General features: G+C 65.7%; 9 protein-coding genes and 1 pseudogene. 3 read left to right on the top strand and 7 right to left on the bottom strand.

The window, feature by feature from the left end:
* Positions 1-169: 169 nt before the first annotated feature.
* From CWT10_RS17655 to CWT10_RS06105, 5 genes and pseudogenes are all read right to left on the bottom strand, one after another.
* A complete protein-coding gene (locus CWT10_RS17655) occupies positions 170-292 on the bottom strand; it encodes a hypothetical protein (protein WP_269843829.1) in 123 nt (40 codons plus the stop codon).
* Positions 293-1,170: 878 nt separating this feature from the next.
* Positions 1,171-2,469 (bottom strand): MFS transporter, encoded by a 1,299-nt coding sequence (locus tag CWT10_RS06120; RefSeq protein ID WP_103064278.1) that lies wholly within the window; start codon positions 2,467-2,469, stop codon positions 1,171-1,173.
* Positions 2,466-3,911 (bottom strand): aminotransferase family protein, encoded by a 1,446-nt coding sequence (locus CWT10_RS06115; RefSeq protein ID WP_103064277.1) that lies wholly within the window; start codon positions 3,909-3,911, stop codon positions 2,466-2,468. The genes CWT10_RS06120 and CWT10_RS06115 overlap by 4 nt, the downstream gene beginning before the upstream one ends.
* Positions 3,908-4,327: an RpiB/LacA/LacB family sugar-phosphate isomerase gene (locus tag CWT10_RS17935; protein WP_103064276.1), complete on the bottom strand. Its 420-nt coding sequence runs from the start codon at positions 4,325-4,327 to the stop codon at positions 3,908-3,910. Before CWT10_RS17935 ends, CWT10_RS06115 begins: the two co-directional genes overlap by 4 nt.
* A gap of 417 nt (positions 4,328-4,744) precedes the next feature.
* Positions 4,745-6,099 (bottom strand): annotated as a pseudogene (locus CWT10_RS06105) (ISL3 family transposase).
* A gap of 248 nt (positions 6,100-6,347) precedes the next feature.
* On the opposite strand from CWT10_RS06105, the gene aroA reads away from it, so the two are divergent.
* The 3 genes from aroA to CWT10_RS06090 all read left to right on the top strand — a co-directional run bounded on the left by aroA (position 6,348) and on the right by CWT10_RS06090 (position 10,803).
* Positions 6,348-7,778 carry a 3-phosphoshikimate 1-carboxyvinyltransferase gene (gene aroA, locus CWT10_RS06100; protein ID WP_103061946.1) on the top strand — a complete coding sequence of 477 codons (1,431 nt, stop codon included), beginning with the start codon at positions 6,348-6,350 and terminating at the stop codon, positions 7,776-7,778.
* Positions 7,778-8,878 (top strand): ribosome small subunit-dependent GTPase A, encoded by a 1,101-nt coding sequence (gene rsgA, locus CWT10_RS06095; RefSeq protein WP_103061937.1) that lies wholly within the window; start codon positions 7,778-7,780, stop codon positions 8,876-8,878. The genes aroA and rsgA overlap by 1 nt, the downstream gene beginning before the upstream one ends.
* Before the next feature lie 1,130 nt (positions 8,879-10,008).
* Positions 10,009-10,803, top strand: a complete 795-nt coding sequence (locus CWT10_RS06090) for a helix-turn-helix transcriptional regulator (protein ID WP_103061935.1) — start codon at positions 10,009-10,011, stop codon at positions 10,801-10,803.
* On the opposite strand, the gene CWT10_RS06085 is transcribed toward CWT10_RS06090, so the two are convergent.
* On the bottom strand, positions 10,793-12,343 hold the full coding sequence (locus tag CWT10_RS06085) for a multicopper oxidase domain-containing protein (RefSeq protein WP_168190758.1): 1,551 nt from the start codon (positions 12,341-12,343) through the stop codon (positions 10,793-10,795). The two genes, CWT10_RS06090 and CWT10_RS06085, sit on opposite strands and share 11 nt — an antisense overlap.
* On the bottom strand, positions 12,327-13,670 hold the full coding sequence (locus tag CWT10_RS06080; RefSeq protein ID WP_128683317.1) for a hypothetical protein: 1,344 nt from the start codon (positions 13,668-13,670) through the stop codon (positions 12,327-12,329). Before CWT10_RS06080 ends, CWT10_RS06085 begins: the two co-directional genes overlap by 17 nt.
* Positions 13,671-13,737: the final 67 nt, after the last annotated feature.

The raw sequence follows: 13,737 nt of genomic DNA, 5'->3' as shown, positions 1-13,737 counted from the left end.
CGCGGTAGGCGGAAGGGGCGATCTTGACGCCGACGCTGACAAGCGCCTGGCAGAACCGGCACAGACCCCAAGGTCCGCCTTGTTGCCCGTCAATGAAGGAATCGATGACCTCTACCGGCGCTCACACTCCGCCCGGGGCGCATATACGCGCACCGCCTTGCGCAGGATCTCATTGGCCCGCCCCCTGCTCGCGTACTTCCTTCTCCAGCTCCCGGATCCGCTGGGCATCCTGGCTCGTGGTTCCCGGCCGGGCGCGGCCATCGATCTCGGCCTCCTTCACCCAGGTACGCAACGCCTCGAGGCGGGGCGCCCAACTCCTCGGCGATCCTACGGATCGCCCCCCTTAGACCGCTCGGGGTCCCGGCGGGCCCCTGCACACCCCATCCGGGTAGCCCGCTCCCACAACTCCCAATGGTACTTCCTTTGCGCACTCCCGACAGTGATCCTTCCGTGCGTTCACTGCCTCCATCAAACCCGGTACAGTTCAGAATCGAGGAAGAAGATCGTATGGCAAATACCCTCCGTGCCACGATAACGATACCGTGGTTACATCAGCATGCGGAACTCGCGCATGTAACTCAGTGACGACATCCGCTGGTTCTACCCCATGCAACGACCAATCCCCACAGCCACTGGGGTCGCGGTACCGGGCGAAGTAGTCAAGATCGATATCGAGGAGAAGAGCCTCAGTATGCAACGGAGGCAATTGTTCAAGTGTACAGACGACAACCTCCGTCTCTCCAGTCGTAAATCGATATGGACTTTTGTGGCGCCCCAGTTCCGCGAACGATGTGATACTGATTCCCCCAAATTGTCGTATGAGCAGTTCTTGGAGCTGCCGCGGACTGTTGAACCACGCCTCGTCCGGAACTACCCAGAAGAGTTCGGATACCATTCCGGCCGACAGCGCCACACCAAGCCAATTTGCTATGTCGAAGCGTCCCTCCCGTGTATGCAAGAAGCAATCCCGCTAATGCAAACCTCCAAAGCTATGCTCTCGGTCCGCCGCCAGTCTTCCAGTCTCCTCGGAGAGCCAGCCGATGTCCAGGTGAGCGTCCAGGTGGACACAAAGCGCTTCCCGCACGTCATGATTCTCCCATACGCGCAATGCAGTGCTATGGTTCTCCATCACGTAAAGCGAGCCACCTGGCAGTCTCATTGACTGTCCCCTCATTCGATCCGCAGCCTAAGCAGCGCGTAGACTCCAGAGCACGTAATCACCAGTCCGACTCCTGCAGCAGTCGAAACCGGGCCCAATCTGTTCACCGCCAAGCCCGTGAATCCACCACCAAGCAGGTACCCCAGGGTTCCGACTGCGCCGATTGCCGAGATCACTGTCGCACGCAGGTGATCCGGCGACAATTCCTGCTCCAGGTACTCGTCGATCACATTTGACACACCATATGTAGCATTGAATAAGAAGAAGGCAATGAATGCTACAATGACGGAACCATTGCTTGCCGCGAACACGACGAAACAAAGTCCTGCCAAAACCAAACTTACCGAGAAATTTCGGGCCGCGGCCGACGTATCGCCCGCCAGCGGAGTAGCCGTGCCAGCGCCGACGAGCCCGCCGACTGATCCGATGGTAGCGAGCAGAGCGTAAGTGGCGTCTGGCGCCGCCAGCACGCGATCGACAAACACCACAAGCAATGGTTCCTGAACACCGAGTCCGAACCACAGGAGCGTGGTCGAAACCGTTAACGTGAATAGCGCAGGCGTGAAGCGCACCAAGCGCCAGCCGTCTGCGAGCCGCTGACCTAGACGTGGCCGCGACTCCGACGCAGACTCTCCGTTTAGGACGTGGTCATGATCTGCATTGCGCATCAAGGATAGCGACTCCTGGTAAATCGGCGCAGGAGCGCTGCGGAACCTGACCATGTCCAGCAAACCGCCAAGCGCACTAATGAGTGCCATGATCCCGAATACTTCTCGACCGGCCACATGCGTGAGAAATGCAAGTACACCGCCCCCGACAATTCCGGCGAAGGTAGTCACGATCATCAGCATTGAATTAACCGCGACACGCAGCGGACCTGTTGTAAGCTGCGCGACAAGCGCATAGCGCGCAGGCTTCGTAATGGCGGAAATAGACGTGATGGCAAAAGCGAGGAGCAAGAGAATAGGCAGAGACCAATTCGCGGTCAACAGCGCGCACAGAAGAGCACGCACGAGTCCGCACACGCCTAGAAGTAGTCGCCGGTTCCAACGGTCAGCCAACCCTGAGCACAACGGAGCGACCACTAGGTTAGGCAAGAAAGTGATCACGAACAGAGCGCTGACAGCGAGTGGAGATGAACCGGTATCCCGGTAGACGTGGATGGTCAACAAGAGGTTGATGACAACAACAGCTAGGCTGCCCAGAAGGGACCCTGCCAGCAGACTTGAGGTGTCTAATCGACTAAACACCATCCTGTTGTGGGCGATCGTGCTCCGAACCGCCGCATTGAGCCTATTCGCCACCATCATGCATTCGCCGCCAGAGGGTCGTCATGTGCCTGCGTCCACTGCGGTTGTCCCATACCTCCATCAACGACGCTTCGCTCCACCTCTAAGATAGCGGCAATCAGAGACTCCCCGAGGACATCCGTCTCGGCATCCGTGATAGATAATGGCGGGCCCAACCGTATTTGGGGACCAACGCGGCACAGGACTCTGTGCCGCATAAAGATTGGCTTACAAAGAGCGGCGAACGCGAATGGGTCCGCAAAACGGTCCATCGTCGCGCGGTCACGTACGAGCTCGATGGTGAGTAACAAGCCTTTGCCACGTATGTCCCCCAGGATTGAGCAGTTCGCCAAACCTTCGGTTAACATACGCGTGAGTCGTTCGCCTTGACGGCGAGCATTTTCTGGGAGTTCCTCGCGCTCCAGAATATCGAGGTTGGCCATTGCCGCCGCGCAGGCTACCGGATGACCGGAAAAAGTGTAACCATGAACGAAACCGTCCTCGTCGAGGTCCTCAGTGATGTCGGCACGGGTAAGCACTGCGGCCAACGGAACATAGCCGCTAGTCATCCCCTTCCCGAGCACGAGAATATCCGGCTCGACACCCCAATGCTGTAACCCGAACCATTCTCCAGTTCGACCGAACCCAGTAACAATCTCGTCCGCGATCAGCATGACGCCGTACTCGTCACAGATAGAGCGAATGAGCGGCCAGTATTCATCGGGTGGTACATGCGCCGAGGAGGCGGCGGAGATCGGTTCCGCAATGACGGCACCGACCTTCTCCGGTCCAGCTTTCTCGAGAGTATCGCGCAACATGTGCGCACAAGCGACACCACAGGATGAATAGCTAAGACCTAACGGGCACCGTATGCATGTCGGGTGCGGAATAAACGAAGCACCGGGGACCGGTGGCGCGAAGGGCCAGCGCCACTCGGGAAAACCAGTGACGCTCAATGCGCCCCAGGTCGCGCCATGATACGACAACTCGCGGCCGATCACTTTGTATCGCGGGGTACCCCGTACTGCCCAGCGCTGACGGACCATCTTCAGCGCCGTCTCTACCGCCTCCGACCCACCTGATGTGAAAAAGACCCGATCGTAAGTACCGGGAACGAGAGCCAGCAGTCGTTCCGCCAACGCGACGGTAGTCGAATTAGTATATCCCTCATTGAGTATGAGCGGCAGCCGTTGAGCCTGGCGCGCAATAGCCTCAACGATTGCCGTGCGGCCATGGCCCGCGTTCACAACCCACGCACCCGCCATTGCGTCGATGACGCGCGTGCCGTCTGCTTTAGAAAGATAGATGCCTTCAGCTTTGTCTAGGACAAGGGGCCCGTGGTATTCGATCTGGTCACGCCGCATATTGCCCATCCACAAGTGGCGACGCACCAAGGCCGACCAATCGGTTGCGGCCCGAATCTCTGCACTATCCCCAGCCTCTAGTCCATCCATGTATGTCATCGTGTCTCCAACCTATCCACGCTGTCCCGCTGTTCGGCACCGTCTGGGGTACGCAGCCACACCTTCACGATCTCCTCGACGTCTTCAGGAGCTGTCCGCTCGAGGCTCAACGCGAGTACATTGGCGTGATTAAATAGCCTGACCTGTTCGGCCGGCTCCCGGTCGCTGCATACCGCCGCATGCGCACCTGGTATTTTATTCGCCGCCATAGCTACGCCCGTACCGGTTGAACAGCACGCAACTCCGCGTCGCGCGCGCCGGCAAGCGACAGCGTTACCCACTTGATGCCCCACATCTACCCAATCACCCCCGTGTGCAGGGACGGAATGTATGTCATGCCCCAGCTCGATCAGCACTTCTTCAAGCCTACGCACAACAGGGTGGTCAGACTGGTCACTTCCCCATGCGATCTTCATATGCTCTCCTCTGACGAGATGGGCTCCGGGGCCCGTCGCAGAATAGTTGGACTAGGTTCCGATCATAAGTAGAGGGCTGCGTCACCGTATTCAAGGAATCGCAGTCCGCGCCGAACCGCTTCATTGTAGAAATCCATGACCTCATCTGGAATGCTGGGTGTTTTTTGGACTCTTGGTTGTTGTGTGTTTGTCAGGCTGCTTTCGGGGTGGCGGCCTGTTGTAGTTCGCGTTCGAACTGGTTGGGTGTGCGGTAACCGATCCCCGAGTGCAGACGTGTCTGATTATACGTCAATTCAATCCACGACACCACATCCCGTATCGCCTTGTCCCGGGTGGGTTAGACCATACGATGCACGCGCTCATTCTTCAGTGTCGCGCCCATCGACTCCGCCCACACACTTATCCGGCTCTTCGTGTTTAGGGGTGTAGTAGTTGGTTGCGGGAGCCGCTGGCGTGGATGAGGCTGCGTATGGTGGTTGTTGGTTAGATTCCTGTAGCCCAGGGCGATGCCGTGTAGGTGTTCCAGGCGGGGCGTTGACTGCTTGGGTGGGTCTGTTGGATGTGTCGCGGTGATCGGTAGTGGGCCAGGATGTCGTCGCGCCGCTGGTTGAGGGTCTTGGCCAGCGACTTCAGCTCTTCGAGGGCGTCAGGCACACTGGTGGTGAGCGAGTCGATGACCTCGCTCATCAACTGCTTGCCCTGGGTGGGGGTCTTGGCGCGGTAGGCGGACATAATCTTCTGGTACACCGCCCAGGTGGTCTGTTCCGGTTTGTTGTGGGGGTCGGCGAACAGTTGCTCGAGACGCTCCCAGCCCTTGTCGCTCACCAGCCCCGCCCCGGTGCGCAGCAGGCGCCTGGCCTTGGTGCAGGGGATCGTCCTTACGCCCCCGGCCGCCCGGTGGTCTGGCGCTGGGTACGGCGACGGCACTGGTCCAGCTTGTGTGCGGCCAGTGCTACTACGCGGGTAGGGGTCCATCACCTCCGTTGCGCCGGGTAGGGCCGCGGTGGCGGTCCTGGGAACCGGTGAAACCGTCCATAGCGACCACCTCGATCCGGCTGCGCCAGGCCTCGGGCTGATCCTGGAGCCACTGCTTGAAAACCTGCTTGGACCGGCCCGGGGCCATGCCCCGGCAGACGGGAGGGGCCCGTCCGGTCGCGCACCGGGGTCAGGTCAATGATGACGGTGACGTACCGGTCGCCCTTGCGGGTATGCCGCCAGGCAATGGGGGCACCTCTCGCTTGAGAGCGCCAGCGCGCGGGGGAGTCGTCTACCCCGTGGACCTCCACACCGGCCAGACGGCCGGGATCATTGATCAAGCGGTCCTTGGCCCGCTCAAGGACGGCCTCATTGGCGGTGTGCCAGGACACCCCCAGCGACGCTGCTACGCGCGCCACGGACATGAACTCCACCCCCACGGCCCGGATCGCCCACTCCTTGGCCGCCTGGGTCAGCAAAGCCCGCTTGGCCGCGGCCCTAGAACAGTCTTGGCGCCACACGCGATCGCATCCCTGGCAGCGCCACCGCCGCGACCGGACCAGCAGGTGTGTGGGACGCCAGCCCAACGGCACGTGCGCCAGGCGCCTGGACACGGTCCCCACCGCCACGCCCTGGGCCCCACACCGCCTACACAACGCATCCTCCTCAGCCACCCGTAGGCGGCACTCCACCAGCGCCTCGCAAGGGGTGATCCGCTGGCCGGTGGCAACCAGCCCCAGGGCGTCCAGGCCCAGGAAACTAGCAAGATCAGCAGCAGTGAAGGTAGTGTCAGCCATGTCGAGGTCTCCGTGATCGGTAGTGTTAAGAAGCCCACCAATCATCGGGGACCTCGACCCACACCCGCCCCTGCGACACACGCACCCGCCACTACCCACCACCACACCCCCAAACACGAAGAGCCACTTTACTCGCATCAAGGCCTTCACCCGGCGTATACCTGCCTGACCACGGCGCTGACGGCTACACTCCGCACTGATGGCGCATACATATGCATCTACCGCCTTTCACCTGGCATCATGTCATTATGAGTACCGCTCCTTCCGCAATTCCATGGCGAGCCCCAGCGCCCACCGGCCCGCTGGACGCCGTCGTGGACCTGCCGGGCTCGAAGTCGCTTACGGCCCGGGTGTTGGTGGCGGCGGCGGTGGCGGAGGGCCCGACGACGCTGCGCGGCACCCTGCGCTCGCGCGATACCGAGCTCATGCGCGCCGCCCTGACCACGCTTGGGGCGCGCTTTGAGGAACTGTCCGGGCAGCCCGACGTCGGTTCCTCCACCGCCCTGCGGGTCACGCCCGCGCCGCGCCCGTTCCCGGCCGGCGCCGGCGCCGACGGCGTGACCCGTATCGACTGCGGCCTGGCCGGGACGGTGATGCGCTTCATACCGCCGCTGGCCGCGCTGGCCGACGCGCCGGTTCTCTTCGACGGCGACGCCGCCGCCCGCCAGCGCCCGTTGGCCCCGCTCCTGGACGCCCTGGAGGATCTCGGCGCGCAGGTCGCCTATCTGGGTGAGCCCGGCTTCCTGCCCGCACGGGTGGGGCCGGGTGACGGGCGCCTGCGGCGCCCCGCCGACCCGGTGCGTCCCGACGCACCGCACCGGGTGGGTGTGGACGCCTCCGGCTCCTCCCAGTTCCTGTCCGCGCTGCTGCTGGCCGGATGCCTGCTGCCCGGCGGACTGGCCGTCACCCCCACCGGGCCGGTGCCGTCCCTGCCGCATGTGGCCATGACCGTGGAGTTCCTGCGCGAGCGCGGCCTCACCGTGGACGAGCCGGACGCCGACGCCCCCGTCGGCGCGCGCACCTGGACGGTGCACCCGGGCGCGCCACGGGACGGCGCGGTGTCAATTGAGCCGGACCTGTCTAACGCCGGCCCCTTCCTGGCGGCGGCACTGGTGGCCGGCGGACGAGTGGGCGTGCGCCACTGGCCGAAGCGCACCACTCAGGCCGGAGACGCCTGGCGGTGGCTGCTGCCCGTCCTGGGCGGCACCGTCGAGGAAACCCGTGATGCGGACGGCTCGCTCACGCTGTCTGCCGTCGGCACCGGTAATCTGCGCGGGATCGACGCCGACCTGTCCGCCGTCGGGGAGCTGACCCCCACGGTCGCCGCACTGGCGGCCCTGGCCTCGGTGCAGGGGCACGCCTCGCGCCTACGCGGCATCGGCCACCTGCGCGGGCACGAGACCGACCGCCTGGCCGCACTGACCACCGAGATCAATCGCATCGGCGGGACGGCCCGCCAGACCGCCGACGGCTTGGAAATCGCCGCCCTGCCCGCCGGGCAGCGCCTACACCCGGCCCGGCTGCGCGCCTACGCCGACCACCGGATGGCGACCTTCGCGGCCGTAGTCGGCCTGGGGGTGAGCGGCGTGGAGGTGGACGACATCGCCTGCACCGCCAAGACCCTGCCCGACTTCCCCGGCCTGTGGGCCAAGCTGCTCGCCGACCGGGAGGGGCACTGATGGCCCGCCGCGACATCGGCACCGACGATCCGCGCGTACGGGTGCGCCCCGGTAAGCGCTCACGCCCGCGCACCAAGCAGCGCCCGGCCCACGCCGACGCCGTCCCCGGCATGGTCACCCGCATCGACCGCGGCCATTACCGCATCCGCCTGGAGGACCCCGCTCTCACCGCCGACGGCTCCGGGGACATCACGGCGATGAAGGCCCGCGAGCTGGGACGCGGGAAGGTCGTGGTCGGGGACCGGGTCGCCGTAGTCGGGGACGTCTCCGGCCGCAAGGACACTCTCGCCCGCATGGTGCGCATTGAGGAGCGCCACGCCCTGCTGCGCCGCAGCGCGGAGGACGGGGATACGGCCGGCACGGAGAAGCCGGTGGTGGCCAACGCCGACCTGCTGGTGATCGTCACCGCCCTGGCGGACCCGGAACCGCGCCCGCGCATGATCGACCGGTATCTGGTGGCCGCCTACGACGCCGGCATGGAGCCACTGCTGATCCTGACCAAGGCGGACCTGGCCGACGCCGATGCGCTGCTGGAGCTGTACGAGCCGCTGGGGCTGCGCTCGGTCGCCACGCACCTGGATCCCTCCAGCCGGGCCGAGGCCTCCCGCGCCGGCGAGGGCGTCGAGGCGGTGCGGGCGCTTATCGGCGGGCGCACCTCGGTGTTCGTCGGCCATTCCGGGGTAGGCAAGTCGACGCTCATCAACGCGCTCGTGCCCGGGGCGGAGCGGGTCACCGGGGAGGTGAACGTGGTCACCGGTCGCGGCCGCCACACCTCCACCAACCTGCAGGCGTTGGAGCTACCGGGAGGCGGCTGGGTGATCGACACCCCCGGGGTGCGCTCCTTCGGGGTGGCGCACGTGTCCAGCACGGATGTGCTGCGCGGATTCCCGGACCTGGCCGCCGTCGCCGAGGACTGCCCGCGCGGCTGCACGCACGAGGCGGGCGTGATCGAGTGCGCCCTGGACGAGTGGTCCGCCGAGGCCGCGCTGGATCCGGCGGACCGCGTGCGGCGCCGATCCCGCGTGGACTCCTTCCGGCGCCTGCTGGCCCCCGCCCTGGAGGCGGAGGACCCGACGACGCCGACGGCGCACCGCCGGTGAGACCGTGCCCGCCCCGCAGTGAGCCGGGGCCGGCACGGATGCGTTCGCCTGGGGCCTACGGCTGGGTGGCTGCAGCTTTTTCCCGCTGCGTATCGGCTTCCGAGCGCGGTCACACTCACCACCGTCGCTACCGGCAGCACCAGGTTGATTGCGAGAACCGCCGCAGGAGACAGGAATGTCAAGGCGGCTCCAACAGGCGGAGCGATGACCCGGGAGATAAGCGCGGTCATTGAATGCAGGTGCGAGGTGAAGCGGAAGGACATCTCGGTGTCCACCGCCGCCATCTCCGCGCCGTACAGTTCCTCGGCAACGTCCAAAACCAAGGGGATCGGCGAGGAGGCGATCAGGTACCCGGCCAGCACCGGACCGACCCCCATACCGGCGCCCTCCAGCACCAGCGCGATCAGCAGCAGTGCGACGTCGTATACCTCGCACGCGGTCAGCACCCGGCCCGGCCGCCACCGCGCAACGGCCTTGACCATGAGCGGTGCGAGCAGATCCTCAATGTTGGTCAGGGTGGACTAAAAGGCGATCCAGACCGCCGGAAGGGTCGCGGCTACCACCAGCGCGGGCGCGACCCCGGTCACCACCGCCGAGCCCGTGGCTGACAAGACCCAGCCGAAAAGCATCGCCTGCCGCGAGCGTGTCACAAGCCTGCTGCGGCCCGGAGCGACTTGCCGCGTCACTTACACCACCGTCTCTCTGCATGCGTCGAGAACTAGTGTCGCGTGTCGTTAGTTCTTAAACGGTTGGTTGGGTGGGATCATGGGGTGGTGGGTGAAGCAGCGGTGCTCTGCGTTGCTTGGAATGACACAGCTTGTTGTAGGTCCGACTGTTCCGGGAGAAGATCTCCTTCGGGGTGAGTGCGAGAGCAGGAAACTGCAGTGTGTGGGCGCATGTTGGGGGACGTGACGTCGGTCGGTCTAGCCGAGGGGGTGACCCTGCCCAGAGCCTTGACATGCCTGGGATTCACCTTGGGCCGCGCTCGACGCCCCGCCGCTGCCGGTTTACTGGGCCCTCACCCGCCCCGCGCACCCACGGGAGCGATAACCGTATTTGCGGCAGAAACGCCCCCGGTTCGGCGGTCTGCTTCCTCCCTGCCCGGCCGCAGCGGGTGTTAGCCTGAGCGCATGTCCGCTCCCCCTACTGCCGCGGCGCGTCCGCCCCGTCCCGCCTGGGTGGACCTGTCCACGCGGGCCGAGCTGTCTCAGGCACGCAGGCGGGTGCTCGAGGAGGTCGAACACGCCCCCTCCCCGTTGACTGCTGCACAGTTGGCCCGGGCGCTGAATCTGCACCACAACACTGTGCGCGAGCATCTGGACGCCCTGGCGGAGGCTGGCCTGGTCACAGTCTCCACCAGCCCCACCGGACGCCGGGGGCGCCCCGCCCTGCGCTATACGCCTGCCGGCCCCGATCCGGCACAGGTAGTCGGTTCCTTCTTGGCCCTGTTGGACGCAATCATTGAGCACCTCGGCGACGGGGAGCAGGCCCGACACCGGGCCCTGGAGATCGGCCGCCAATGGGCGCAACTGACTCCCCCGGAGCCTGCTAGTGCTCCCGCGCGGGCTACCACCTCGGCAGAGCAGTTGTCCCGCCTGCTGCCCCACCTGTCGCTCATGGGATTCGCCCCCGCCTTCGACGGTGGACATATCATCCTGAAGGCCTGCCCCTTGGTCACCGCCTCCCGTCCTCCGCACCCGTTGGTGTGCATGATGCATGAGGGGTTTCTGAACGAGCGTTACATCCAGGCGCCGGCCGGCGGGCACCACGACGCCGACGACGGCGCCGCTGACGTCGGGCTCCGCTTCACGCTGACTCCGCTGTGCGCCGACGGCTGTCACCTCACGGCAATCGCCGAAACGCACACCCAGACGGACACCGAATCGGCGGGTTACGGCGCCGCTCCCCGCTCACTCAACCGGTGACCTTCAGATACCCCATGGCCCCCTTCTCCATGTCTGCGAAGGCGTGGCTCACCAGGGTGTAGGTTCCGGGCGCGGGCGGCACGCATTCGACGAAGCCTCCCTGGGCGGGTTGCAGCCCCAGTGCTTGTCCTCCACCGGACCAGGCGGCACCCAGGTGCGCAGGGCCGCCGAGCGTCCAGTTCCCTTCGCTGAAGACCTGATCGAATTGCAGTCCAACGGCGTGGAATGACGTCGGCAACGATGGCCCGGCATCCAGCACCCAGATGCGCACGCGTTCGCCCGGCTCGGCCGTCAGGGGCCGGTCCCGGTATTGGAAGGCGATGCCATTGAAAGCTATTAGGTCGGGTGTCTTGGTCGCCACCTTGTCCGCATCCGTCTCGCCGCCCTCGGGACCGAGGTAGATCTCGGACTGGATCAGCACGTACTCGCGGTCCGCCCGCCCCAGTCCGGGCGGATCGATGATGACGGCGCCGTGCATGCCGGAGGCCAGGTGCACGCTCATGGGCGCGGTGGAGCAGTGGTACAGCCAGATGCCGGAGCGCTGTGCGGCGAACTCATAGACGAGGGACTCGCCGGGGTCGATAGAGCGCATCACCTCATCGGGTGGGATCACACCGGCATGGAAATCGATCGAATGACTCATAGATCCGTCGTTGACCAGGGTGACGCGGAAGGTGTCACCCACCTTTCCGCGCAGCACCGGGCCGGGGACCCCTCCGTTGTAAGTCATGCGCCTCTGCGTGACGCCGCCGCCCACGTACATGGTCTGCTCGGTGACGTTGAAGGTGTATTCGTGGACGGTGGTGGAGGTGTCTGCAGGCGCCAGGGCGGCGTCGAAGGCCGCCACCCCCTCGGGCAGGACGGCAGCGTGGTCAGCTACGGCAGCGCCGCCCCGGCCAGGCGCGATCGTGGTGGTCGGGGCGGTCGCAACCCGCCCGGAGGCGGTGATATGAAGCACCATGCCCTGGGCGCGATGGCCGGCAATGGAGCACCAGGCCTCCAACGGACCAGAGACGATACCTGCGTCGAGGCTGCCGGTATCTCCGACTGCGACCCTTCCGGTGGACACGGTGGTGCCGTCGGCCATTTGGACCACCAGGTCGTGGACCTGATCGCCGGTGTTGCTCAGGGCGAGCACCAGCCGGTCGCCGACAGGCACTTCCACTGTTTCGGGCACGAAACGCATCCCCTCCACCTCCACTGTGACCGCGGTGGTCCTACCAGAGGCCGCAGCGCCCTCGGCGTCGGCTGGCATGGTGCTGCAGGCCCGCCAAGCGGCCGCGCCGGCGCCGGCAACAACCGCTCCGCCAGCCGTGAGCAGACCCAGTAGTACCCCACGGCGGTCCAGCCGCGCCGTAGCCGGCTCCTTCCCGCCGGCGGCGCCGATACCTCCGCCACTGCTGACGGCGGGCGCGGTACCCGCGGTTACGGCCGCCCGGTTCGGCAACATGCGGGAGTCCGCCCCGGCATTGGATGCTTCCTGATCGCCCACCCGTTCCTGGTCCCGACCGGGCCCTTTTGTTTCATGGTTGCTGCTCATCGGTGTCCTTCCCACTGGTTCCCTCCGGTTTGCCGGCGGCGTTCTCGGCGCGGGTGGCCGATACCCCCCGATCCGGTTCGCCTCTCCCGCCGTGTACGACCCGCCGCACGGCCAGGATGATTCCCACAAGCACATAGCCGACCACGGCGCCAGCACCCATCGCCCCGGCCAGCCGTATCTCCCAGGGCAGCACCTGTACGACGGCCAATAACAGGCACAGGTTCGCGGCCACCGTCCGATAGGTCGCGGCCCGGTCCATGATGGCGTTGGTGGCTCGGGCAGCAGCGGGACCGCCGCCGAGCATGACGGGCGTCAAATAGCTCAGTGCGGCGGCCACGATCTGCAAGGCGAAACCCGCCCCCAGGGCGATGCGGACGGTGTGTACGACCTCCCGAGAAGAGGCGAGGTCGTCGGCGAGGGCAATGCCGGTTCCGATATAGCCCATGCAGACTCCCAGCCAGCCCACGGCGGCCGCCGCGCTCATGGTGGCAAATGACGTGGGTGGCACGCGCCGAGCCGTGACCGCGGCCGGCAGGATCACGGTGGCGGCACCCAGCAGGTACACAATCACGCCGATACCCGCGACCGGTTGCCACAGTCCCGCGCAGGCGGTGGCGGTGGTGCCGATTATGAGGGCCGGCAGGCCGCGAGCGGCCCAGCGCGCCGCAGTGGGCTCCATTCTGGTGCGCAACATAGTCGGCCAGAGCACTGTGAGTGTTCCCAGTACGGTGATGCCGACGAAGCCCAGCAGCATGGTGGCGGTGTGAGCCAGGTACAGGATGTCGGCGAGTGCGGCGGCACCGCTCCCATCCGCCCATGACGTCAGGTAGCCGAACGCCGCGCCGACGGCGAACGCGCCGAGTGCTGCCACGTAGTGACTGGCCAGCGGCGCCATTGCGGGGGCGAGCGCACGCCGGTACTGCACGCAGATCGCTGTCATACCCGTCAACGCGCAGCCGATCACCAGCACCACTCCGGTCAGGGTGAGAACGTGCCGTCCGGAGGTCATGCCGGCCAGCACTGCGGCCGCACCCAGGCTATGAGCGTACAGACGCACATCAATCAGGGTCGCCCCGCCCAGGGCCGGACGGTGCAGCAGGGTATCGGCGAAATGGGCGGACCAGATGGTTATGGCCGAGCCGATCCCGCCGAGCAGCAGCGCATGCAGCGGCAGCCAGGCGCCCCAGCCTGCCAGGGGCCCGCCAATGACCCCGATGGTGAGCACTGCCGCGGTGACGAACCAGGCCAGCACCACGGCGTTGCGGCGAATCTGGGTGCGCCGCCGACGACGCCTGGGCGGGTGTACCCGACCGCCCGCTCTACTCATCGGGCGGGTCCCGACTGGGACTGCAGCCACCTTGTTTTCCACGCCCACTACCGTAATAAAATATGGG

It is taken from the genome of Actinomyces qiguomingii (assembly GCF_004102025.1).
GTDB classification, from domain to species: Bacteria; Actinomycetota; Actinomycetes; order Actinomycetales; family Actinomycetaceae; genus Actinomyces; species Actinomyces qiguomingii.
Note: the sequence above shows the minus strand (reverse complement) of the source record. Positions and strands in the feature narration are given on the sequence as shown.